At 61.4% G+C, this 23,794-nt stretch carries 18 protein-coding genes and 3 pseudogenes; 15 read left to right on the top strand and 6 right to left on the bottom strand.

Going from position 1 to position 23,794, the window contains the following annotated elements; translation table 11 throughout:
- Nucleotides 1–107: 107 nt before the first annotated feature.
- Nucleotides 108–1,055 (bottom strand): IS30 family transposase, encoded by a 948-nt coding sequence (locus DYE23_RS27995; RefSeq protein ID WP_235660519.1) that lies wholly within the window; start codon nt 1,053–1,055, stop codon nt 108–110.
- A gap of 140 nt (nt 1,056–1,195) precedes the next feature.
- A pseudogene (locus DYE23_RS27990) lies at nt 1,196–2,069 on the bottom strand (IS3 family transposase); the annotation flags it as partial.
- A 616-nt stretch (nt 2,070–2,685) separates the two neighbouring features.
- Between DYE23_RS27990 and DYE23_RS27985 the strand changes: the two are divergent.
- The 13 genes and pseudogenes from DYE23_RS27985 to DYE23_RS30980 all read left to right on the top strand — a co-directional run.
- Nucleotides 2,686–3,579: an ABC transporter permease gene (locus DYE23_RS27985; RefSeq protein WP_069416941.1), complete on the top strand. Its 894-nt coding sequence runs from the start codon at nt 2,686–2,688 to the stop codon at nt 3,577–3,579.
- 23 nt (nt 3,580–3,602) lie between these two features.
- Complete coding sequence (locus DYE23_RS27980) at nt 3,603–4,448, top strand: MlaE family ABC transporter permease (RefSeq protein ID WP_115329137.1); 846 nt, start codon at nt 3,603–3,605, stop codon at nt 4,446–4,448.
- 10 nt (nt 4,449–4,458) lie between these two features.
- Complete coding sequence (locus tag DYE23_RS27975; RefSeq protein WP_115328700.1) at nt 4,459–5,505, top strand: MlaD family protein; 1,047 nt, start codon at nt 4,459–4,461, stop codon at nt 5,503–5,505.
- Nucleotides 5,502–6,554, top strand: a complete 1,053-nt coding sequence (locus tag DYE23_RS27970; RefSeq protein WP_115328699.1) for an MlaD family protein — start codon at nt 5,502–5,504, stop codon at nt 6,552–6,554. The genes DYE23_RS27975 and DYE23_RS27970 overlap by 4 nt, the downstream gene beginning before the upstream one ends.
- Nucleotides 6,551–7,510, top strand: a complete 960-nt coding sequence (locus DYE23_RS27965; RefSeq protein WP_115328698.1) for an MlaD family protein — start codon at nt 6,551–6,553, stop codon at nt 7,508–7,510. The genes DYE23_RS27970 and DYE23_RS27965 overlap by 4 nt, the downstream gene beginning before the upstream one ends.
- Nucleotides 7,510–8,604 carry an MlaD family protein gene (locus DYE23_RS27960; RefSeq protein WP_172527955.1) on the top strand — a complete coding sequence of 365 codons (1,095 nt, stop codon included), beginning with the start codon at nt 7,510–7,512 and terminating at the stop codon, nt 8,602–8,604. Before DYE23_RS27965 ends, DYE23_RS27960 begins: the two co-directional genes overlap by 1 nt.
- Nucleotides 8,601–9,602, top strand: coding sequence for an MlaD family protein (locus DYE23_RS27955; protein ID WP_172527852.1), 1,002 nt, complete (start codon nt 8,601–8,603; stop codon nt 9,600–9,602). Before DYE23_RS27960 ends, DYE23_RS27955 begins: the two co-directional genes overlap by 4 nt.
- The gene (locus tag DYE23_RS27950) at nt 9,599–10,609 is read left to right on the top strand and encodes an MlaD family protein (RefSeq protein WP_115328697.1); all 1,011 of its coding nucleotides are present in this window, start codon (nt 9,599–9,601) and stop codon (nt 10,607–10,609) included. The genes DYE23_RS27955 and DYE23_RS27950 overlap by 4 nt, the downstream gene beginning before the upstream one ends.
- Nucleotides 10,596–11,258, top strand: coding sequence for a hypothetical protein (locus DYE23_RS27945; protein WP_115328696.1), 663 nt, complete (start codon nt 10,596–10,598; stop codon nt 11,256–11,258). The genes DYE23_RS27950 and DYE23_RS27945 overlap by 14 nt, the downstream gene beginning before the upstream one ends.
- 106 nt (nt 11,259–11,364) lie before the next feature.
- Complete coding sequence (locus DYE23_RS27940) at nt 11,365–12,009, top strand: hypothetical protein (protein WP_115328695.1); 645 nt, start codon at nt 11,365–11,367, stop codon at nt 12,007–12,009.
- 920 nt (nt 12,010–12,929) lie between these two features.
- Nucleotides 12,930–13,445, top strand: a complete 516-nt coding sequence (locus DYE23_RS27935; protein WP_235660517.1) for a hypothetical protein — start codon at nt 12,930–12,932, stop codon at nt 13,443–13,445.
- Between the two features lie 712 nt (nt 13,446–14,157).
- The gene (locus tag DYE23_RS27925; RefSeq protein ID WP_235660516.1) at nt 14,158–14,496 is read left to right on the top strand and encodes a helix-turn-helix domain-containing protein; all 339 of its coding nucleotides are present in this window, start codon (nt 14,158–14,160) and stop codon (nt 14,494–14,496) included.
- Nucleotides 14,497–14,690: 194 nt separating this feature from the next.
- Nucleotides 14,691–14,810, top strand: a pseudogene (locus DYE23_RS30980) (integrase); the annotation flags it as partial.
- Nucleotides 14,811–14,837: 27 nt separating this feature from the next.
- On the opposite strand, the gene DYE23_RS27920 reads toward DYE23_RS30980, so the two are convergent.
- Complete coding sequence (locus DYE23_RS27920) at nt 14,838–16,343, bottom strand: IS1634 family transposase (RefSeq protein WP_435404796.1); 1,506 nt, start codon at nt 16,341–16,343, stop codon at nt 14,838–14,840.
- Between the two features lie 109 nt (nt 16,344–16,452).
- Here DYE23_RS27920 and istA point away from each other — a divergent pair.
- Nucleotides 16,453–17,898: pseudogene (istA, locus tag DYE23_RS31100) on the top strand (IS21 family transposase); the annotation flags it as partial.
- Between the two features lie 63 nt (nt 17,899–17,961).
- Entirely contained in the window at nt 17,962–18,741 is a 780-nt protein-coding gene (gene istB, locus DYE23_RS31095) for an IS21-like element helper ATPase IstB (protein WP_115327697.1), read from the top strand.
- A 632-nt stretch (nt 18,742–19,373) separates the two neighbouring features.
- On the opposite strand, the gene DYE23_RS31550 is transcribed toward istB, so the two are convergent.
- The 3 genes from DYE23_RS31550 to DYE23_RS27895 all read right to left on the bottom strand — a co-directional run bounded on the left by DYE23_RS31550 (nt 19,374) and on the right by DYE23_RS27895 (nt 23,725).
- Nucleotides 19,374–21,083 (bottom strand): serine/threonine-protein kinase, encoded by a 1,710-nt coding sequence (locus DYE23_RS31550; RefSeq protein WP_235660515.1) that lies wholly within the window; start codon nt 21,081–21,083, stop codon nt 19,374–19,376.
- Between the two features lie 232 nt (nt 21,084–21,315).
- Nucleotides 21,316–22,077, bottom strand: a complete 762-nt coding sequence (locus DYE23_RS27900; protein ID WP_147292303.1) for a serine hydrolase — start codon at nt 22,075–22,077, stop codon at nt 21,316–21,318.
- Nucleotides 22,078–22,201: 124 nt separating this feature from the next.
- Entirely contained in the window at nt 22,202–23,725 is a 1,524-nt protein-coding gene (locus tag DYE23_RS27895) for a serine/threonine-protein kinase (protein ID WP_235660514.1), read from the bottom strand.
- Between the last annotated feature and the right edge of the window lie 69 nt (nt 23,726–23,794).

Genomic DNA, 23,794 nt, shown 5'->3' with positions numbered 1-23,794 from the left:
ACGCGCCGACGCGGCCCATTGAACCGTGTAACCCGTGGTGCGACAGCGCATGAACAAACTTTCGTGACCGGAATTGCCTGGGTTCAACCGGTCCTTGCAACACCGGGTTATTGGAGGGAGCGTAGCTGCTCCTCGAACACCTCGGCAGGTGTTTTCCAGTCAAGGCTTTTGCGGGGTCGGTTGTTTAGCGCGAGAGCGACTGCTTCGAGGTCTTCCGCGGACCACCGTGAGAGGTCGGTGCCTTTCGGGAAGTACTGGCGCAGTAGCCCATTGGTGTTCTCGTTCGTCGGCCGTTGCCAGGGCGAGTGGGGGTCGGCGAAGAACACCTTCGTGCCCGTCGCGAGAGCGAACTGGGCGTGGCCGGACAGTTCTTTGCCGCGGTCCCAGGTGAGTGTCTTGCGGAGCTGTTCGGGAAGCTTCGTCATTGACGCTATGAGTGCGTCGTTCATCGCGACGGCGCCGTAGCCGCCCAGCGCGGGACCGTTTTTGACGGGCGGTATCTCGCCATAGCCTTGCAGTCGCGGTAGGTGCACCAATAAGGTCGAGCGGCTCTTGCGTTCGACGATCGTGCCGCCGGTGCGAGATCTGCTCTGGGCTCCACGCGGTCGCCCGAGCCGCTCCTGGACGTACTCGCGCAGCCTGTCGTTAGTCGCGAGCTTCGCCGTTTTCGGTCGCTTCGCTGTCTGCTGCGCTTTCCACTGCGCCACCAACGCCCGGTACTCCTGCTTGCCGCTGCGCGTGGCCGCGTTGCGTCGCAATTCGCGGGAGATCGTTGCCGGGTCGCGGCCGATCCTGCGCGCGATCTCACGAACGCCGACCTGCTTAGCGCGCAGAAGCGCGATCTCTTCGCGCTCCTCGAAGGACAGGTAGCGGCCGGTGGGCACGGCAAGCGAGATCGGTGGCATGCCGCCAGCGTGGCGAAACCAACGGGCTCCGACCGGCACGGACACGCCCACCTTCAGCGCCGCCTCGGCCGAGGTGATGCCCGTCGCGATCAGCCGCCAGAACTGCCGCTGCACCGCCCGCGAGGGCTCAGGCCGCCCGGGCGAACGCATCGGCGGTCGCAACGCCCGATCCGCACGCCACTGCCGACGAGCACCCTCGGGCACATCACTGGTCTTCGCGGTCCAGTCTTTCGTCGCCACTGCTGAACACCTCCACAGTCAAGGTGTTGCGACGACCAGTTGAATCCGCCTTGACTGCCTCTGTCGGAGTGAACGATCGTGGCGACCGGTGAGCGCAGCGACACTGCGTGATCGAGCGCGGCCACCGCGAGTGAGGACTTCATCCGCGAGTCGATCGAGTAGCCCACAATCCGATTGGAGTACACGTCTTTGATGGCGCAGAGGTAGAGCTTGCCTTCGTCGGTGGGGTGCTCGGTGATGTCGGTCAGCCAGACCTGGTTGGGGCAGGCTGCGCTGAAGAGGCGTTCGACGAGGTCGTCATGGACCGGCGGGCCGGATCGGCGGTTCAGTCCACGCTTCTTGGCGAAGATGGACCAGATCCGCTCTTGGGAACACAACCGGGCCACGCGGTTCTCACCGGCGGTGATCCCGCGACTGGGTAGCTCGTCTGCGATGAACCGGTACCCGAATGCGGGGTCGTCGGCGTGAATGTCGCGGGCGGCGTTGATCAGGTGCGCGTCGTCCCAATCGCGCTGAGACAGGGGGGCTTTGCGCCACTTGTAGAACGCCTGGGTGGAGAATCCCAGGACCCGGCAGGTCACCGTGACGGGCACACCGTCATCGGCAAGGTCGAGGACCAGCGGGTACATCATTTGGGTTGGCATCCCGCGACAGATAGCCAACCGCGCGGCGCATCACCTCAGCTTCCTGTTCGAGGAGCTTGATCCGCTTGTGCGCTTCGCGCAGTTGCGCCGCTACGTCGTCAGGGGCCGCCGCAGACGTGGGCCGGTCGGCTCCGTCCTCGCGGTCGGCGATCTTGAGCCAGCGGTGCAGACAGGCCTCCGAGATGCCGAAGTCCTTCGCGATCTGGCGCAGGGGCGCCTCACCCTTGCGGGCTACGGCGATGACATCGGCTCGGAACTCGGCAGGAAACGGCTTCGGCACGGGGTCGATCCTTCCAGCAAGGACGAATCCTCACAGGTCAGGAGTCAACCAAACTGGGGGCAGTCCCGAAGGCCGTCAAAGCCACGAGGGATACCGCCGTCTTCATGCTGGCAGCCTTGCGTCTCCTACACGTAGTGCTGCTCATCCGATCACGACCGGTTGACTGGGACAGCTGCCGCACCACTGCATGCTCAACAGGTCAGGGCGACCGCTTGCCAAACCGAAAGTGGCGCTCTACGGTAATCCTCCATATGTTTAGCGAGTTTGCTCACACTGCCGTGGTCTTTGTGAGGCGCGGCGCAACTCTAGCGAACGTGCCAACAGGGAGGACGTTTTCTTGATGAAGCTGTGGCCTCTGATCGGATCCACTGCTGGAAGGTGCGGCGTGCCAGGCGACCTGTACCTCCTCAACGACGGTTGGAGCCAGGAGCCGGCACGTCAACCCCGGGCGGCCTCAGGCCCTACGGATGCATCGCGCCGCCGCGCTGCGCAGTGTGGGCGTCTATTCCTTGCAACCGGTTTCTCGCATGGCAGCTAGAGTGCCGACGCCAGTAGCGGCGGTCGTCATCGCCACGCCGGAGTGCACGCGTGCTCGCAAGCGTTCTGACGGTGGTTCATGACCACACCCGTTGACTACGATCACCCGCAGGGTGCATCGACGTCGGGCTCGAGCAAGGTGCGCCAGTCACGCCTCAAGGCGTACCCGTTCAGCGCAGCCCGGCACGTGGGAATGATTCCAAGGCGTACCGCGGCCACGACAGGTCGTGGTGTCCAATTGTTCGCGGACGTGATTCGCTACGTCGTCACCGATGTCATCACCATGAGGCTCGCGGTCGGCGAGGTGTTCGTGCAGGCATGGACCTTGTTGAAGGTGACGACCATGCCCGCACTGCTGATGGCCATTCCGATCGGCGCAATCACCACCATCGTGACGTCGGGGCTCGTCAATCAATTGGGGGCAACCTCGCTGCTTGGCGCCGCGGCCGGCGTGGGTGTCATTCGGCAGGGAGCACCGCTGACTGCGGGGCTGTTGATGGGTGCCGCAGCAGCTTCGACCATCGCGGCCGACTTCGGGGCCCGCGCAATCCGTGAAGAACTCGACGCAATGCGAGTAATGGGTGTTGACCCCGTGCGCCAGTTGGTAGTGCCGCGTTTTCTCGCGCTGCTATTGATATCCCCCCTTCTGTGCATCTTCATCGTCGCGTCGGGAACTGCGTCGGCGTTCTTGATGGCAGTGGGGGCTTCCGATGTGGCACCGGGAAGTTTCTGGATGTCGTTTGGGACGTTCACGAAGGTGGTGGACGTATGGTTTGCCATCGCCAAGACGGTCGTCTTTGGGGCAATCGTGGCAATAGTTTCATCGCTTCGTGGAATGGAGGCGAAGGGGGGCCCGCGCGGTGTCGCAGATGCCGTGAACTCGTCGGTAGTGGTCAATGTCGTTCTGATCGTCTTCGCCAACCTGGCGATAACGCAATTGCAGTCGATGTTCGTCCCGATGGAGGTGGCGTAGTGACTTCCGCAGGTCGCGCCCTGGTGCCGAGCAGGTATGGCTCGCGCTTGTTACAAGCGACAACGGGGTCTGTCGGCGGGGTATTCCGTGAGGTCGGACAGTGGGTGATCTTCATTGCCAAGGCCTTCAGTTCGGTTCCGGTCGCGGTCGTCAAATATCGACGACAAACACTGCAGCAAATGAACAGCCTCGCTTGGGGCCGCGGTTCGCTCATCGTGGATGGCGGTGCGATAAGCGTATTACTGCTCCTCGGCATTGCTGTCGGTGCCTCGTTGGCAGTTGAGGCGTTTGCTGTATTGAACATCATCGGGTTCGGTGGCTTGTCGGGGATCATCGGCGGTATAGGCGGGGTTCGAGAGCTTGGGCCGATAGTGAGTGCTGTCGCGTTCGCCGGACAGGCAGGGTGCCGGATGACCGCCGAGATCGGCGCCATGCGCATCGCCGAAGAGATAGATGCCTTGGAAGCAATAGGCCTGCGGCCCATACCGTTTGTGGTTGGTACGCGCCTGATTGGCGCGATGATCTTGGTGGTGCCGGGATACCTGGTGGCCCTGATAGCCAATTTCTTCGTCATGGACACCGTCATCCGGGTATTTCACAATCAGCCGGGCGGGACATATAACCACTATTTTGCTCAATTCGTGACGCCAACAGATCTCGCGTACTCCGTCATCAAGGTAGCTGTCTTCTGCATGGCGGTGACGTTAATCCATTGCTACTACGGATACTTTGCTTCCGGCGGACCGGTCGGTGTCGGTCGAGCGTCCGGCCGTGCAGTGCGGACCAGTCTGATCACGATCATCTTTTTGGATTTGATACTGACCGTGGCGATGTGGGGCCTTCATCCAGTGTTCGTGTTCAAGGGTTAGGTGAGAAGACATGCTCCTGCATGGCTCGGAGGCATCTGAGAAGCGAACATTGACCATCGTCGGCACAGTTGTCGTGCTCTGCGCCGTGGCGGTTGCAGGCATATTCATCGCGTTCAAGCCATTCGCCAGCCGACCGGACGATGAAATCTCGGTGGCGATCGAGACGCCATATGTCGGACCGGGCGTCGCCAAGGGCACGCAGCTGGTCATGCACGGGGTGAAGGTCGGGGAGGTCACCGCCGTGTCCAGGTTGTCCGGAGGCGGTGTTCTGCTGGATACCAATCTGCAGAAATCGCCGACGAAGGGCTTGACTGACGCAATGGGCATCGATTTCCGGACCATCAACTATTTTGGTGTGACCGGTATCGATCTAGTCGCCGGTACGGGTGGCCGGCCGCTCGCCGATGGAACCCGGTTGACGATCACGCCGAAAGGTAATTCGACACTTCAGGCATTGCTATCCCGCCTTGGAAAACTCGCCACCGGGGCGCTGACCAACCAGCTGATCGAGGTGGTCGAGAAGGCCACTCGATACACCGATGCGTTGAATCCGCTGGCCGAGACACTGGTGATCTCGGCGAATGCACTGGCTGAAACTCAAACAGTGAGTACCGCGCAATTATTGACAAACGCGACTGGAATAAGCGTCGCGTTCCCCGGGTTCGCCGATGCGATGCTCGACGCCGGTTACTACGCAACACACGGTACGAATAAACTCAACAAAGGTACTTGGAATGCCAGCGAGGAGGAATATCAAACCGTCATTCTTCCGTTCATGCAGTATGTATCCGATAACCTCTTTGGGGCTATCGGCAGGCTGGAGTACACGCATATTGACGATCTGACGCCTGTCATCGACAGTGTCCGGGCGATGACTGATGTGGTCCCACCTTTGATGAGACCCCAAGGCATGTCGGAGATGCTCGTGGAATTGCGTACCCGACTTGAGAAGATGTACGCAGGGACCCCTGAGCAGCGCGCGCTTCAAGTTCGTATCCTTCTCGACAGCATGCCGGGTGTGGCGGCGCCACTTGCTGCCGCGGGCGGTGCCCGATGAAGACCGGCGCGGCATTGTGGCGACTCGCGATCAGCGGCATAGTCGCCATTACCCTGTTCATCCTGTTGGCGAACGTGATCAAGCAGCCCACAGCAGCGGAAACGCGAGCGTATACGGCCGAGTTCACTGACGCATCGGGCTTACATGCGGACGCCGACGTGCGGGTCCGCGGAGTTCGCGTCGGGAAGGTGCAGTCGGTCGACCTTGAGCGAAGGAACGGTCAAAGCATCGCCGTTGTCAGGTTGACGTGCGACCAACGCTATGGCGTGGTGTCTGGCACCCGACTTGCCATCAAGTTCGAGGCGCTCACCGGACTGCGTTACATAGATGTCGTCGATCCGGCGGAAAATTACTCCAAGGCCGATCTCGTTACTGACGTGACTACGACGATGACGCAACCGTCTTTCGACGTCACCGAATTGTTCAACGGGCTACAACCTGTGATCGCCACCCTGAATCCCGACGAACTGAACACCTTTACAGCGAACGCGGCAACATATCTTTCGGGTGATGGCGGCGGCTTGGCGCCGATGCTGGAAAGTATCCACAAGCTCACCAGGTTCGTAGCGGACCGTCAGCAAGTCATCGCCACGTTGATGCGTAATCTGAAGGACATCTCCGACACCATGGGCGGACATGGAAAAGATCTGATCCAAATAGTGGATTGGCTCAACAAGGGTCCGGTCGACGGCATGCTTGGAATTCTGGACGAGTTTCGAAAAGCCCACCTCTACGGCGAATTTATGGACGATGCGGCGCAAGTGGTCAAGAACTTGGGATTCCCGGCCGAGGGCAACAATGGCGACTATTTCGTCTACGGCCCGGAATCCAACAAGAACGTAACCAACGTGGACGAAGCCTTCGACCGTGCGTTCACCGTGTTTGACGACTATACGGAGGCCTTCAAGCTGGTTCCGGTCATGTGGGAGAACATTCCGCCGCCGCCTGAAGCTGGTGCGCCCCTGGCGTGTTCCCGGGGACGGGCTCAGTTACCGGCAGAAATGGACGTATTTCTCAATGGACGAAAAGTGGTGTTGTGCAACCGATGAAAGTGTTACGTAACCCGACTGTCTGGGGTGCCGGCGCCCTCGCACTCATGACCGTTATCGCGCTGCTCATCGCCATGGTTTATGTCAGTCCGCCCGGGCAGAAGACCGTCATCTTCTATACCGACGACGCGGCGGCGATCCGCCCTGGAGACCCAGTACGAATTGCCGGCATCAACGTTGGCAAGGTGAAGGATCTGACACTGGAATCGGACCAAATCCGGGTCGAAGCACGGGTCGACGACAGTGCATTCGTCGGTGACCGTTCGCAGGTGCAGGTCCGCATGCTCACCGTGGTGGGGGGCTATTACGTAAGCATCTCGCCAATAGGTGACACGCCTCTGGGGACGAAACCTATTCCGGTGGAACGGGTGACCATGCCCTACAGTTTGATTCGCACCCTCACGGATGCGACGAAGATCACCGACAATGTCGCCCCACAGCCCATCAACGAATCACTCGGCCAGGTGCAGCGGGGGCTTACCGGTACCAACCTGGAATCGGTCTCCGCGGTCATCGATGCGGGCAACAACGTAATGTCCACCATTGAGAAGCAACGCGGGCAGGTGAGCGCCATGCTCAACCTGTCCAATGAGTATTTGCAGGATGTAAACAATTACAAAGATGAGCTCAAAGATTTGATACGCAAGATTTCGATCATTGAGCAGTCGCTTACGTTGTACAGCAAGGGGCTCGCCCGCGCCATGGCTGGTTTCGGTGACATCATGGATGGTCTTTCACCGGTCTTCATCTTTTATCAGAATCACCGCGACAAAGCTCTCGTGAAAATTCGCGATTGGTTGGAGAAATCACGAATGTGGTCGGAACGCAACGGTGTAGTCGTTCGGGCGCTGCACCTGACGCGGGTGAAGATCGAACGGATCCTGGGCGCACAGCAGGCGGCACCAGAGCTATTGGCTACCGACCTCTGTATGCCAATACCCGGAAGTCCGTGCTGATGCCCGGGTCAGGTTCGCCTCACCGTCGCCGGGTCGTGGCAATCGCGCTCACAGCGGCGGCGGTGGTGACGGTTGGCACTTCGTGCGGCGGGCCGCCCGAAGAACAGGCCAACGCCCAATACTGCGCGGTCCTGCCCGACAGCATCGGTCTATACGTCGGCAATCCGGTGACGCAGATGGGCTACCAGATCGGTGAGGTCACCAGTATCACCCCCGGTGCAACCGACGTACGCGTCGACTTCAGTGTCACTGAACGGCGTTTGTTGCCCGGTGACGTCAAAGCAATTGTCCGGTCGACGTCGATTCTTGCTGATCGGTCGCTGGAACTCGTTGGCAACGCTGGTTCGGGATCCCACCTCGGTGCGGGCGAGTGCATTCCGCTTTCCCGTTCATGGACCCCGAAAAGCGTGTCGGCAGTGATAGGTTCGGCGACCGATTTCGTCAACGGAATCAATCCGGCTGAATCGACGAATGTCGGCGATGTCGTAAGTCAACTCGATCAAGCGTTGCACAACAATGGCGCCGGCGTAAACAAGCTCCTAACGACGTCATCGGCTGTAGTCGATAGTCCCGATCAGGTGATCAGCGACGTCGGATCCGTGATCACCAACCTCGCCGAACTGACCTCAGCAGTCAGCGAGATCAGAGGGCCGCTGAAAGAAGCTCTGCTGAATGCGGAACAGAACATGTCGGACGTCGCCGTGACCTTGGATGGTGGCAACCGTATGGTCGGAGGATTCATGGGAGCTGTGAAAGCCGTTGTGGACATAGAAGAAAACCTCGGTGGGGAGTTTCAGTTCACGCTTGATGCGACATCGGTTGCGCTGCGGAAACTGAGTGCACACGCGCCGTGGGTGGCAAGTCTCCTGAACCCGGTTCCATGGTGGGTCAATACGCTGGCGGGCCATTTCAACAACCGTGAATTCAATATCAATTACCGTCCGCCGTTGTATCGCATCAGAACCCCCGACGGGTGGGCGCTCTGTGGCATCATGAATTCTTCGACGCCGGGGAGCTGCGCGAACGTTGCCGGGCAGCCATACGCGGTTGATGTTGCGCTGCTTCAGTACGTACTCACCCAGGCGAACCGATGAACCGCCGGGATTGGCGGTTGGTCGCGGCCGTTGCCACCGTCATTACGGTTTCCTCGTGTGCTTCGCTCAACGTGAGCTCGCTGCCTGCGCCGGGAAGTAGCTATAGCGATGGATACGACATCGTCATCGAGTTCGCCAACGTACTTAATTTGCCGGACAGCGCAAAGGTGGTCTTGGACGGCACCACCGTCGGGGTCGTATCGGATGTGGCACTGTCCAGCAGTGCGGTTGACGTCACCTCGACTATTGAGCGAGGCGTCGCGGTGCCCTCTGACATCCGAGCGGTTCTGCAGCAGGACACGGTCTTGGGCGACATCTATGTCGCTCTCGAGCGACCGAGAACCGACCAGGCGCCGGCGCCCGCGTTGAGTCCGGGTGCCCGCATCCCGCTGGCACAGACCACATCTCCACCGCAACTCGAAGACACCATCGCCCACATGGCGAATTTTGTGTCGAGCGGTTCCATCCAACGCGTTCAAGAGTCGATCGCCCGTATCAACCGAATCCAGCCGCCCGGGGGCCAGGACGGGATCCGCAAAATGGCTTCCCAAGTGGCAGCCGACCTCGGGGACCTGTCGAACAACATGAATCTCGTTGACCTGTGGCTCAACGGCGTGTCCGAGACCATAGATGTCGCACATCGCAAGATCCCGGTTTTGCAGGAGATGTTCTCCGAGGAAGGGATGACCGCTTTTCGTCGGTTCTTGGAGATATTTTCATATGTCGGAACCATCCTCCCCTCTACCGGGAGTATCTACGCCGGTGGTTTCTGGCTGGTGCCCCTACTGAATTCATTGCGAGATGCGGCAGGCGCTACTCAGCAATCCAAGAGGATGTTCGAAGAGGAGGGGCCTGCATGGCGCCGGCTACTCACTGAATTCTTCCTCCCGCAGGATAAATATCCCGCGATCAACATTACTTCGATAATGAGTCCGGACGGCCGGGAAATTTCGGGAAACGTTCAGGACGTGCTACGGATCTTGGGTGGGACACCATGAAGGGCCGAAATTTCCTGTCGTTTCTGGCGTTTGCTGTGATGATTGTGTTTGCGGTGAGCTACATCGGCTCGCTCGGTGTGCGGCTCAAGCCGCCTGATAACAGAGTCAATCTCTCCATGACGGTGGCTGATATCAATGGCATCGTCGTTGATTCGAATATTCTGTTGCGTGGCGTTCCGGTCGGCAAAGTCAGCCATATCGCGTCATCCGTCGGCGGAGCCACCATCGACTTCTACGTCGACGACCGCTTCCCTATCCCCGCCGACTGCGATGTGCGGCTCGATAACCTGTCCGCCCTCGGTGAAAGCTATATCGGACTGTTCCCGCGGCGCCAGGACGGTCCTATGTTGCGCGATGGCCAGCACATCTCAACCGAGATGGTGGAGCAACCACCATCGATAACCGAACTGGCGGCAAGTGTCACGCGGTTACTCAATCAGGTCGACCCCGATGCGCTCGCACGCATCATCAGCGAGGCAGATACAGCGTTGCCGGATCCAAACTCGGCACTGCCCAACTTGGCGCACGCCAGCGAGATGCTGAGAAACACCGCAGCGAATATGCACGGCCAGGGCCGGGTCTTGTTGAGCAATTTTCAAACACTGTTACGCAACGCTGGATGGGTTGGGCCCACGCTCGCTGCCACGGCGCCCGATCTCCGAGAGAGCGCCCAAAATGCCTCCAAGACCCTGCAAGGGTTTTCGGTGGGTGCCCTCGAGATTGGCCCGGACGGTATGAAGAAATTCGGCTTCTTCATCAACCGAATCCAGAAGCTGTTGGATGCCAACGGCGGTGACCTCAAAGTGCTGGGCGAAGCATTTCGGCCACGCGTCAGGGCTATCGCCGGTGCACTGTTGAACTTCGACCCCAGTCAGATCTTGACCAACATCCTGGAGACAGTACCCGAGGACGGCGCGATTACCCTGCGCGTAACCGTCCCCCGAAGTAAATGGGCAGGTACGACTGCCCTAGACCACGAATTGAGGAATTCTAATGACGGTCGATAGCGAACGAGACGCCGCCGTGCCGAATTCGGCGCAAATAGATGCTGCCGGATCAGAGCCCGAGGGCGAAAGCACCATTGAGGAGACGTCGGCGGCCAAAGACGCACCTCAGCGTGAGAAGTCCAGACGAGTACAACTCTCGGTCTCTCTACGTGGCGCGGTGACCTCCGTGGTGATCGTCGTCCTTGTCGGCGCGATCGGCGTGCTGTCTTGGCTCTACGTTGGAGCGCGAGGCCAACTCGACGAGGAGGCCCGTCAATCCGAGAACAACGTGCACGCCGAGAAGATAGCGCTGCAGTACGCGGGTGAAGCGGCAGCAATGAACTACCAAGACCTCAACGCCTGGAAAGACAGGCTTGTCGCGGGCACCAGTCCTGAACTGAGGGACAAATTGTCCGAGGCTGCCACGTCAATGGAACAGATTTTGGTACCGCTTCAATGGAATTCCACCGCACACCCACTGGCGGCAAAGGTTCGGACAGTCACCGACGGGGCCTATGTCGTCGACGCTTTTGTAAGCGTCCTCACCAAGACTGCGCAATCGCCGGAGCCACTGCAGTCGACCGCGACATATAGCGTCACAATCGACAGCAACAAGGATTGGCAAATCACAGATGTTGGCGGAGTTGGCGACGCGTTAGCACCAAAATAGACCTCCGAAAAGGTGATTCATGATGGGTCGAGATAGGCAAGGTTCAGGTGGCGGCGTTCAAGGGCGTCGCCGGGCGGTTGGGGCTTCTGCGGCGCAGGACAAGGCGATGCAGAGCCGCCTCAGTCGCGCCGTCGGCTCGTTCGCATGCGTGTTCATTGTGTTATCCGGCGTGTCGGTCGCGGTGGGGCCCGCTTCGCGAGCTGATCCGTCCGATTACGCGCGGCCTCCCGTGCCATTACCAGTGATCAATCCAACACCTTCGGGCTGGGTGCCGAAATTTCCATTTCCTTTTGACCAAACCAAAAATAGGGTGACCGATGCGGACATCAACGCCGAACGGGAGATGTGTCAGTGGTTCAACGCACAATATGACGAGCTGATGCGCCAGATCAATAGGCTGCAGTTCAACCGGATCACACCTAATGGACCCGGGGTCTACATGGGTTCGGGCTCCGACTGGGACTACAGCATTGGCGACCTTCAGCAGCAAGTCGACATAGTCACCACGAATATCGACCAATCGGTGAGCTTCCTCGCCCCCCGCGCCCAAGCACTCACTCAGTCAACCGACCACGCGGGGAACGTCTACTTCCCGATCTATCAAGGTGAGAGTTTCTACCTACTGTGGCAGCACCTGTCCAATGTCAATGCCGGCATCAAGAGTCATCAAGCCGCCTGGTTCACAGGTCCATCGGTGCACAGAGTGTTGCGTTGGGGTAGCAGAATTCATCGTTCAAATGTATGCGAGTAAGAGTGCGTCCGGTCACTGATGGTTAGACGGCGAGCGTGCGATTCGGCTCGATCCATAGCGGAGTCCACGGCATCGAGCGCAGGCGCTGAACGATTCTCGACCTCGATCGGCGAGGTCACCACCGGTTGCCATCGCGCTGGCGGCGCCGGGTCCGCTGGGCTTCATCAGCTGAATTAAAGGGATTTGGGGAGTGTGGGATGAGCCAACGTCGTTGCCTTTCGCAACTTGTGGGCTGCTCAAAGGAGGAGCGATTGCATCACCGTGCACGCCCTTGGAGGTGGTTGGCGGGCATTGCCTCGGCAACCATATTGATGTTCAGCACCGTGGTGCCGGGATATGCGGAGCCGGCAGGGGATGCCCCGGATCCATTCCCAGAATTGATGCATGTTTTGGCGTGGTATGACCGATTTGAGCCAGACCGATTCTTCCTCGCTGACCGTCCCGGTGTCTGGTTCCTGTCACCCACTGGACTCAACTGCGGAATCTGGGACAAGGGAAGCTTTGGTTGCACTGGCAATATCCCGGGTGCGCCCCCGGGGAGCAATCACATCGCGTGGTTCAACGGAAATCGGTCCGTCCACCACGGCTGGACCGCCGCCATTCAGTTTCCTCCTGGACAAGCTCATGTGACCCTGCCGCCGCGCAGCTACGTAACCTACAACTCGACGACCTGCGCTATACGGCCGGATAGCAGCCTTTATTGCGGGCGCGGCGAGTTCAAGTTTTTGATGACGGCGACAGGGACATGGTTCAAGGCCTACGACGAGAGGTCCACGCGTGTGTGCCTGAGCTACGGGTCTTGTTGACGGAATGTCTTTTTGACGGTGGCCCGGTTAGCTTCACGGCGCGTTGGGAGAAATAAGTAAATGGTTCTGCACGCCTGCGGAGTCCATTCTTGGTTTTGAGGAAAGGATTTGTGAATGAAAGGGCAATCGCCTGCTCCACCTCTAGACCGCGAGGCGACGGCGATACCGCCAAACCGCCGGACGCCCTTCCGGTTGGTAGTCGCATGCGCGCTGCTTTTTTCTGGTGGCATGGTGGTGACGCCGTCAGCTCTCGCGGATCCGGTGGCCAACGTAAGGGATGCGATAGTGACTGCACGCGGCGGAACGTCATGCCCGCCGTTCACCTACAACCCGATTGCCGAGAAAGCAGCCGCGATCGTCAATAAGTCGACCGACGACTATATCGACCACATCTCAACGTACCAACCGATCACCGACCCAATGCCCGGTCTGAAGGATCTCGGCTACGGCGGCAACAAGGCCGTGTTGCTTCAGGGTGCCCTGACCAACGAAGCCGATGCCATAAAGGGTGCGTTGCTGCAAGGCCATGCGGTAATCCCCGATTGCTCTTACACGGACCTAGGAATAGACGTGCGGCTAAACGAGGCGACTAATAACCTATTGATCGTGTACTTGCTAGCCGGCGCCTAACAATATTGCAATGGGCGCGACATCGACGGGCATTCAACCACCTTGGCGCATGGGGACGCCCGTCCGCTCGCGTTCAGCTCGGCAATCATACGTGCGGGAAGGGCCCCAATGATCCACATGAAGTTTGCGGTTATCACCTCGGTTGTATGCCTATTTTCTATCGTGATGTCGCCTGGAGCTCGCGCAGCGGATACCGTTACGTATGAGGTCCTCTCGAACAATGTCGCCGCAGCAAAAATTCAGTATTTTGACTCCACCGGGCGAAAAGTACTTTATGACGTGCCGCTGCCATGGCGAACCAGCGCAACCGTGCTGGACGCTCACAGTCCGTCAGTCGACGGTGCAGAGGTTCGCGCCGACTGGCGGCCTCGCGTGTGTGACGGGCGCGCGTGGTGCCCAGAGGCCATGCCCAATAATTGGGTGACAGTCCGAATCTCTCTTGGCGGAAAGGTCATCTGCGAAAGCACTCTTGATGTGGGCAATGCCGCCTGCTACGGGAGCACGTCGTTTCGATCCTGAAGCCGACAGAGTCGTGAACCGATGTAGCGGAAGCGGCTGTGCGGCTCCCGGCAATGCAGCGGGCGTGCGGGTTAGCCCGGTCGCCGTGAATGAGTCCGTCGCACGACGCTGACCTGTATGGGTTCAGGACATCTTTGACCGTTTGTCATCGGGACATCGTTGACGGGTAACCCGTGCCTGCCACGGTCTGGCGGTGGTCAATCCAGAGGTTCCTGAATCTGATTCCGATGTTGCGGCACGTGTCACGGTCGAGATCCGTCTGCGCGCTGTCACTGAAGTCAACGACGGCGCACCCGTTGGTGAGGTAGCCGAACGGTACGGCGTCACGCGGCAGACGGTCACGGCGTGGCGTAAACGGTATGAGGCCGGTGGCCTGGAGGCTTTGTCCGATCAGTCGCGTCGCCCGCATTCCAGCCCGGGCCGGATCTCTCCCGATGTCGAGGCGTTGATCTGCGAAATGCGCCGCCACCATCGACGCTGGGGACCTGACTTGGCTCACTTTTCGGGTTCGGGCCTGACTGCAGCGTTCTGACCTGCGTGTCAGCGGTCACGTAATTCCTCCAGCTTGAGGGGTTGTCCGTCACGGAATTCCCCCACCCCGTCTGTCACGTAATTCCCCCACCCTGGGGCGGTGTGGCAGCCGGTCGTGGGCCTCGTACACAGGTTCGCTCGACTCACGGTTCGACTCGTGAGGAAGGGCGCCGAATGGCGAGGAGAAGTTTCGACGTGTTCGACCTGATCGAGTTGTTGACCCATTGGCATGCGGGTCGGTCTCAGCGCCAGCTGTCGGAGAGTTTGGGCATCGACCGCAAGACGATCGCGAAGTATTTGGCGCCGGCGATCGCCGAGTCCCGAGTTGGCTCAATTTAGTGTTCAAGTCGGGGCACTGATTTTGGCGAGGGCCACGCGGAGCTCGTCGGGCAACGGATCGGCGGCCGTGAGGAGCTGGCGGCCTGCTTTGATCTGGACGGTGCGGTAGCGGCGGGCGGTACGCACGAACTTCTTGATGCTCCAACCGGTTTGGGTTTCGATGTAGTGGCTGACGGCCATGGCGGCGACCACGATGCTCAGGTGGGCCTCGATCGACTCGCGCAGGTGATGGTAGATCGGGCGGGCGGCCAGGTCGTGCTTGGACATCCGGAAGCTCTTCTCGATGCGCCAGAGCTGGTGGTAGGCGCCGATGACGAAGTCAGCGGGCTGGTCGACCAGGTTGGTGGTGTAGCCCTTCCAGCCGGCCAGAGCGCGGTTCTTGGCTTCCAACTCGCGGTTGACCGTCTTGGTGGCACCGGTGAGCTTGATGAACCGGTTGCGCTTGACCGGAGCATGACCATCGACAGCCTTCTGGGCCTTGGCGACCTGCTCATCGATGCCGCGCAGGGTGCGCCGGGCCCGGTCATTGCGGTACTGGTAGTAGACGACGCGATCGGGGATGCCGCGAGTCTTCTCCGAGCTGCTGGCCGGCCAGGGCTGGGTCAACACCAGCTGATCAGGAACGGCCTCGTCGGGGTGTTGATCGCGCCATTCGCGGACCACATCGGGCAGGAACGGAATCCGGGTGCCCAGGATGAATGACAACCCCGCGGCTTGCAGGGCGACCTGGTTGGATTCGGAGATCATCCCGGCATCGGCGACGACGGTGACATCGCTCAACTGGTGGGCGGCCTTGAACGCGTTGATGACTGGAAGCATGGTGGCGGTCTCGGCCCGGTTGCCCTCGAAGGCCTCTACCGTGAGCGGGAACCCCGAGGCGTCGGTGAGCAACCCGAGGGTGATCTGCGGTTCCAACCGGCGTTCCTTGGAGAACCCAGGTTCGCGGAATCCGTCACCGGTATCGGTCTCGAAGTACAGCGTCGACACGTCGTAGAGCACTAGTGAGGCCGGCCCCAGCCGGGCATGCCGTGCTGTTGCCGCAGCCAGGGATTGCCGCCAGGCGGGTGTGGCATAGATCGGCAGCCGACGCTTGAGGGTGGCATAGGAGGCCGCGTCGACGCCGACTTCGCTCAACACCCGTGCGGTGTCGATCTTGCTGGTCGGCTCGATGATCCGGGCAAGTACGAGATCGCGAAACACGTTGTCGCCCTGGGTGACCGTTTCGAATCCCAGTGCACGGTAGGCGGCGCACAGGCCGCCCCACAGATGCGTCATCTGCGAGGAGGTGATCGGCAGCGTCCCCGGCTCGAGGCCACCAGACAGGCCCAAGTCGAGTTCAGTTTGTCCGGCCGCCAAGCGGGCGGCCGCAGCGGACTTCAATGCCGCGAGCTCAACATCATCGTGGGCCGATCCGATGTGCTCGATCGAGCGTGACCCCCGCCGCCAGGACCACACGATCTGCACTGCAGTCGCCCCCGAGGCGGTCTTCACGGTCCGGATGTAGGCCACCAGCGCAGCCTACGACCACACTTTAGTGTGCAAATTCCGGCCGATCTACAACTAGAACCGCAGGTCAGAACGCTGCAGTCAGGCCCGAACCCGAAAAGTGAGCCAAGTCAGGTATTTGGCGCCGGCGATCGCCGAGTCGCTGACCCCGGGCGGGGAGCCGGTCACCGAGCCCGAGTGGGCGGCGCACATTGGTCGGTGGTTTCCCGAGGTCGCCGACCCCGGTCTGCGGGCCACGACCTGGCCGGGCATCGAAGTGCACCGCGACCGGATCCGTGACTGGCTCAAGGCCGAGGTCAGTGCGGCGACCGTGGCGCAGCGGCTGCGTGACGACTATGGCGTTGCCGCGTCGGAATCCTCAGTGCGCAGGTGGATCTCGGCGAACCTCTCCGAAGAGGCGACGCGGGAGAAGGTGACCGTGGCCCGCGGATCGGTGCCAGCGGGCAGCGAGGCCCAGATCGACTACGGCCGCCTCGGGATGTGGTTCGACCCAGTCAGTGGTCGACGCGTGACGGTGTGGGCGTTCGTGATGGTGCTGGCCCATTCGCGGCATCTGTTCGTCCAACCGGTCCTGAAGATGCATCAATCCTCCTGGTGCGCTTCGCATGTGGCAGCGTTCGAGTTCTTCGGTGGCGTCCCGGCCCGGCTGGTCCCGGACAACCTGAAGACCGGTGTCACTCGACCGGATCTCTATGACCCGAAGATCAACAAGGCCTACGCCGAACTGGGTGCCCACTACGGTTGCCTGATCGACCCGGCGCGGGCGAACAAGCCGAAGGACAAACCACGCGTCGAGCGCCCGATGCAATACATTCGGGACTCGTTCTGGCGGGGCCGCGAGTTCACCTCGCTGGAGCAGATGCAGGCCGCCGCGCTGGTCTGGTGCCGTGAGGTAGCCGGGGCGCGAAACTCTCGGGCACTCGACGGTGAGCAACCAGGGTTCGTGTTCTCCACCGTTGAACAGCATGCCCTGTTGCCGTTGCCGCACAGTGATTTCCAACTTGCGGTGTGGTCGACGGGCAAGGTCGCCGCCGACTGCCACGTGAAAGTCGGCAAGGCGCTCTACTCGGTGCCGTGGCGGCTGATGGGCCAACAGGTCCACGCCCGCACGTGCGGCGACCTGGTGCAGATCGTGCACGACGGCGACGTCGTGGCCACCCACGTCACCCATCACCGTGGGCGGGCCACCGACTTCGAGCACTACCCGCCGGAGAAGATCGCCTTCACGATGCGCAACCCGACCTGGTGTCGCCGAGTAGCCGCCGAGGTCGGACCGGCCTGTACCCAGGTGATCGCCGAATTCATGGAAGTCAACGCCATCCACCGACTGCGCAGCGCTCAAGGCGTCCTCGCCTTGCTCAAGACCGTCGGCCACGACCGCCTGGAAGCCGCCTGCGCGCGGGCGATCACCGTCGGCGACCCGAGCTACCGCACGGTCAAGGGCATCCTGGCCGCCGGCACCGAACTCGACGGCATCATCGAATCCGCCGCCCCGCAAGCCGCGGCGCATCTGCGCGGGCCGCAAGCCTTCGACACCACCACCGGCGAGATCGCGTGATCAACGCATCGTATCCAGCTGGCAACCAACATCATTCGATCTGAACCTAAGGACATCACCACCATGAGCATCCTCGACCCCGCACTACGCAATGCGCTGCGCACCCTCAAACTCACCGGCATGCTCGACACCCTGGATGCCCGGCTGGCGCAGACCCGCGACGGCACCCTCGGGCACCTCGACTTCCTCCAGGTGCTCTGCGAAGACGAGATCGCCCGCAGAGAATCCGCCGCCCTCACCCGGCGCATCCGCCGAGCCCGCTTCGAGGAACAATCGACATTCGAATCCTTCGACTTCACCGCCAACACCAAGCTGCCCGCGGCGATGCTGCGCGACCTGGCCGCACTGCGGTGGCTCGACGCCGCCGAATCAGTGATCCTCTACGGACCCGTCGGAGTCGGGAAAACCCATATGGCACAAGCGCTTGGGCACGCAGTGGCCCGCCGCGGCGGCGACGTCCGATTCGCCAAGACCTCCCGGGTACTCTCCGACCTCGCCGGCGGTCACGCCGATCGCAGCTGGGGTCAACGCATCCGCGAATACACCAAACCGCTCGTGCTGATCCTCGACGACTTCGCCATGCGCGAACACACCGCGATGCACGCCGACGACCTCTACGAGTTGATCTCCGATCGCGCCGTCAACGGCCGCCCCCTCATCCTGACCTCCAACCGATCACCGAAGGACTGGTACAACCTGTTCCCCAACCCCGTCGTCGCCGAGTCGCTGCTCGACCGCCTGATCAACACCAGCCACCAGATCCTGATGGACGGACCCAGCTACCGACCCCGAAAAAGACCCGGCGCTAGCGCGCCGGTAGACAACGCCAAGCCCACCCGGTAGACCTACACCGAGGCCCACCGGTGGCGGAATTACATGACGGACACCCCGGGGGAATTACGCGACGGTCGACATCCTACCGGCTGGACGCTGCAGCCGGGCGACCGTGGTCAGCGATCTCGCTGGGGGCGAATCGGTATCGCTTCACCAATGGCTCCGGTGGACGCCTTGCAATGATCGCTCTGACGCCGTTCGGGGCCACCCATGTCGAGGTCGAAGGCAGCCCCGAACCCCACATAGTTCCTGCGCCGGTTGATGCTGGCGCCAGTTTCATCGCGGTGGTTCGCGGAAGAGGTGTGCGAATCACCGCCACTGCGTTGCCGTCGATGACATACACCTACTCGGACTTCGTGCCGGGCTGACTCGCCACTGTCGGTGGGTGTTAACGCCGGCGATGTCCCGTGTTCGCCGAGACTGACGGCCGGGCCATGGCGTGCGCCTGTTCAAAGTAGGAAGGCCGAAGTTGTGGGTCAGCACGATGTCCTGGCCGAACCTTAGGCACCTGCTACCGGCAGACTTTGTCAAAATGGCTGCGCGAAATGGGAGCCAACCGTCGCCTGCTGCCGGTTCAGGTACAACCTTGATGGTGAAGCCCTGGATTCGGGCGTTATCAGCGGTGGTAGTCCCTCCCGGGGTCATCCTGCGAAGATCGCCGTGACGATTCGTTCGGCTCGAGGAGGCTCGTTAACGTCCGCCACCCATGCTGTCCAGGTGGGCGCAGTCTGATCGATTCCTTCACCCGAGCCCGGAGTCGTCACCACTATCGGAGGTCGATCTCCACCGTTGCATCCGTACGCAGGCGAATAGCCATCCGCTCGGCCTCTGGCGCCGCCGATGAGGATGCTGCAACGCGATCCGTCCGCAAGGAGCACCGCCAGTGGTTGCGGGGTTGACGGTGGCAGCACCGCCGGCAACGTCGCCGTAGAGAAGGCGAATCGAGTAAGCCGTTTGCTCCAAGGGTCATCGAGACACAGCATCGCTTGGGGCTGAGCGGGCCAGCAGGTGGTAGCGCTCGCGGCGAACGGGTAACAGCTATAGATGCCCGGTTGCACCGCCGATACCGACGGTTGTGAACACTCCGACAACGTCGCGCGGGAGGGGTCGGCAGGCTCCTCGCTGTACCCGGCGGCCGGCAAGCCAGCTGAGTTCACCGCGGCCGCAGTGACGATCTCGGTCGGTGTGGCTTGCGGCGGCGCTTGCGGGAGTGCGCTGGTTGGCGCTGCAGCGATGGGCGGACTCGGCGGTGCCGTGCTCGATGGCGAGGCAGTGGCGCTCGGCGGCGTCGGCGCACGCGGGCTGTCGCCAGGGGCCGTCTCCCACGGGCGCCAAAGAATAAGCATGGCAGCGGCCGCCGCGAGGACGCCTAGGCCAAGAAGGGCCTTCAACCACCGAGACGGCCGGGACTTCGGCGATGCCTGGGGTACCGGTCCGGCAGAGGGCTCGCTGGGGGTCTTCGGTGCGCCAGCGGGACGCACCTGAGTGGCCTCCGCCGCTGGCGCGCTGCCTGGATTTGGAGAAGTTGCGCGCAGGCGCGCCGCGAACTCCGTAGCATTCGCAAAGCGGTCAGTCGGGTCTTTGGCCAGCGCGGTGTGGAGCACGTGATCCAGAGGCGCGAGGTCTGGCCTTGTGTCGCCGATGCGGGGTGGCGCCGCATTGAGATGGCGACTAATGACCACAGCAGCATTGGAGTGGGGGAACACTGTTGTGCCCGTCAACATCTCGTAGCACGACGCAGCCAGTGCGTACAGATCGGCGCGACCATCGAGTTCTTCACCCATGAGTTGTTCTGGGGCGCAGTAGGCCACCGTCCCCACAGTCATATTGGTTTCGGTCAGGCCACTGACGTCTCCTACAGCGCGCGCCACGCCGAAGTCAGTAAGCATGATGCGTCTGTCATCCCCGCCGCCGGCGACCATGATGTTGGCGGGTTTGACGTCGCGGTGCAGCAGACCTTGCTTGTGGGCATAGTCGAGGGCGCTGGCGACGGCAGTAGCGATCGAACGGACGTCGTTCACGGGTAGACCGGCCGGGTACTTCTCGCGTAGAAGCTTCCCGACGTCTGATCCGTCGATGTAGTCCATCGAGATCCACAGGTGATTGTCGAACTCGCCACGATCGTGAACACCGACGATGTTTGGATGCCAGAGCCTGGAGGCGAGATCAGCCTCACGCTCGAATCTCGCACGGTATTCAGGGTTCTGTGACAGGTCTACACGGAGCACCTTCAGGGCGTCCAACCGCGGCAACCGCGGGTGCTTCGCAAGGTAGACCTCCCCCATACCACCGGAGCCAAGCGGGCGTAGAACGTGGTAGCCAGCAAACGTCTGACCAGCACTCAACGGCATATCGAGATCCTAGAGGCGGTTGCGGGGCGGATACGCAGCCTTCGGGTTCGGTTGGGTGTCTTCCGGCCCGCCCGTCTGAACTTACGGCGGCGCACCCACCCTGTACGCGCGGACGGCGGCTCAGTAAGTGCGCAAGGCGGCCGACAGGCTGGATGGTTTGTTATTCGCGAGGTCGGACAAGCTGGGGCCGGAGTACTTACGCGAAGCGTCAAGGAGGCACCGCTCCGCTTGATCAGCATTGTCCCCCCACGATGTTGTTGCGCGTCTGATCGATCCATGCGCCGAGGAAGTTGAGCATCGCCTCGCCAGTGGCGATGCTGCCGTCGTGAGGACGGGCTGCAAGTGATATGCCGAGTATGCCTGTCGCATTGTTCACGACAGCGAGTTGGCGAACTAGATACCCACCGTCGGTTCCGGGCCCCCAGCCGCCTTTTACAGCGGTGCCTGCGAAGTTTGCCAGCCCCCACTGCTGATTTCCTCCAACTGCCCGCATCGAGGCCAGTACAGGTTCCGCGCCCGGGACGCAGGGGAGGTTGAAGGCAAAGATTGCGGTCTGATACTCCGACCACGTGGTCTGCCCGTAAGAGCTATAGGGTGGCCGAACCTGTTGCTGCTGGACGGTGGTAACTGCATCGCCCCCTTCGCGGAGGACGTCCTCTACTGCGGCCGCCGCCGCAGCGGGATCGCCGAGCAGCGCCCACATTTGATCAGCGGAAGAATTGTCGGACTGCGAAATCGCCTGGCGCATTAGGGGTTCTGCGCCTTCGGGATCGGCGCGAAGGGCGGCGATCGACAGCGGAACCTTAATGGTCGACCACGCTGCGCCATCGGTCCACGACCCATACTGGGTGATGCGTTGCCCATCGTAGATGGTGACCCCGACATCACCCGCCGGAAGGGTCGCAGCCATCTGCGTGAAGCTGGTCGCCAAGCTGCTCGCATCAATCTCTTGAGCGCTCGGAACGGGCGTCGATTCGGAGTTTGTGGGCGTCACCGGCGCGACCAGTACAGGCACCGGTGGTGGAGGCGGGGACGCGCTCGTGGTCTCCATTGAGCGGTCGGAGGGTACGCACCCAGTTAGAACACTTATTAGAGAACCGAAGACAAGTGCCCGCTTGCTAGTAGATATGGACAACCGCGTTCACTCCACCTCGGCAGGTGACCCAGTCGCCGGTATCGAAGGGGCTGCATTCGAGGATGTAGAAATCGCCCGCGCACCGTGCGCGACGCGGATTACACGGGACACCGCCTGCCGCAGAAATCGTGCGCGGTGAGGCATTCGGCCCGCCTGCATCCCAGTAAGCGGTCAGTACGTTCTCCACGAAGCGGCAACTGGTTTCAGTACTTCCACGTACTGCACGACTGCCAGCGCCGGGACTGCCAAGAACCTGAACGCCGCTGTCGCACCGTTGTCCTAATCCGTCGACACCGGTTACCGCCGGCGGCGCAACTGCCGGGCGAGGCGCGGAGGTCCGGTCTTGGATGGTGGGACGCTGTCCGGCCGGTAGCGGCCGTTCGGGTGCGGGTAACCGCGTGAGCGACGGATTCTGGACGGCGTTCTGGTTACCGCTGTCTCCGGACTGGGCTGCGATCATGCCGACGGCGATACCTGCCGCAGCGAGAAACAGTGCGGCACTGGCTGCGACACCGATGATCATCGGTTTGGAGATGCCGGATTCCTGCACCGTCGCGCTTGCCGGCATCGGGGTGGGTGGCACTTGTGGTGCAGGTGCTCGCCTCGTGTGTTGCTCGGTGGGGTAGTTGACGTGTGCGGCTGCCATCGTCGCGTTGGGGTCAAGTTCGGCGGGTCCGGAGATCGCACGCTGCGCGGCGCGCGCAAGTGCGCCGGCACTTCCGTACCGGTCGTCGGGTTCTTTGGCCATTCCGCGTTCGATGACGGCATCGAGGGCGCGGGGGATGTGTGGGTTGGTCGTGCTTGCCTGTGGCGGGGGAGTTTGCAGGTGGGCATTGATGACCTGTTGCATGCTATCGATGGCGAATGGTCGAGTACCAGTGAGGATTTCGTAGAGGACGCACGCCAACGAGTAGATGTCGACCGCATATGTGGCTTGGTCGCCGCTGAGGCGTTCGGGTGCCATGTATGCCCAGGATCCGACGGTCAGGCCGGCCTGTGTCAGATGGGTGTCTCCGATCTTCTCGGCGATGCCGAAGTCAAGGAGATGTGCGAAATCGCCGCCAGATACCACGATGTTTTCCGGCTTGACGTCGCGGTGGATCAATCCCTCGGCGTGCGCAGCGTCTAGAGCTGAGGCGACCTGGCTGATAATGCGGACTGCTCTGGCAGGGTCTAACGGCCCGCGTGCGCACAGCTTGCGTAGGTCTGTACCGCGGATGAGACGCATGTCGATGTAGAGGTTGCCGTCGATCTCGCCCCAGTCGTGGATAGGTACGACATGCGGTTCTTGCAGCGCAGCGGCGGCATTGGCTTCGCGGGTGAATCTGTCCCGGTATCCGGGTTCTTGCGCGTACTGATCAAGGAGGATCTTCAGCGCGACGATGCGCCCTTTTTGGGTGTCGCGGGCTTCGTACACCTCACCCATGCCACCGCGGCCCAAAAGCGTGAGCAGTTCGTACTTTCCGAAACGTGTGCCAACCCTTGAGCGGCCAGACGTCACCGCCACCGAAACCCCCTAAGGTACATCTCCCAGTTTGCTAGTGAACCACAAACAGCCGGTCTATCGGCCGGATCA

The sequence above is a fragment of the Mycolicibacterium gilvum genome, from assembly GCF_900454025.1.
In the GTDB taxonomy this organism is placed as follows: domain Bacteria; phylum Actinomycetota; class Actinomycetes; order Mycobacteriales; family Mycobacteriaceae; genus Mycobacterium; species Mycobacterium gilvum.
Note: the sequence above shows the minus strand (reverse complement) of the source record. Positions and strands in the feature narration are given on the sequence as shown.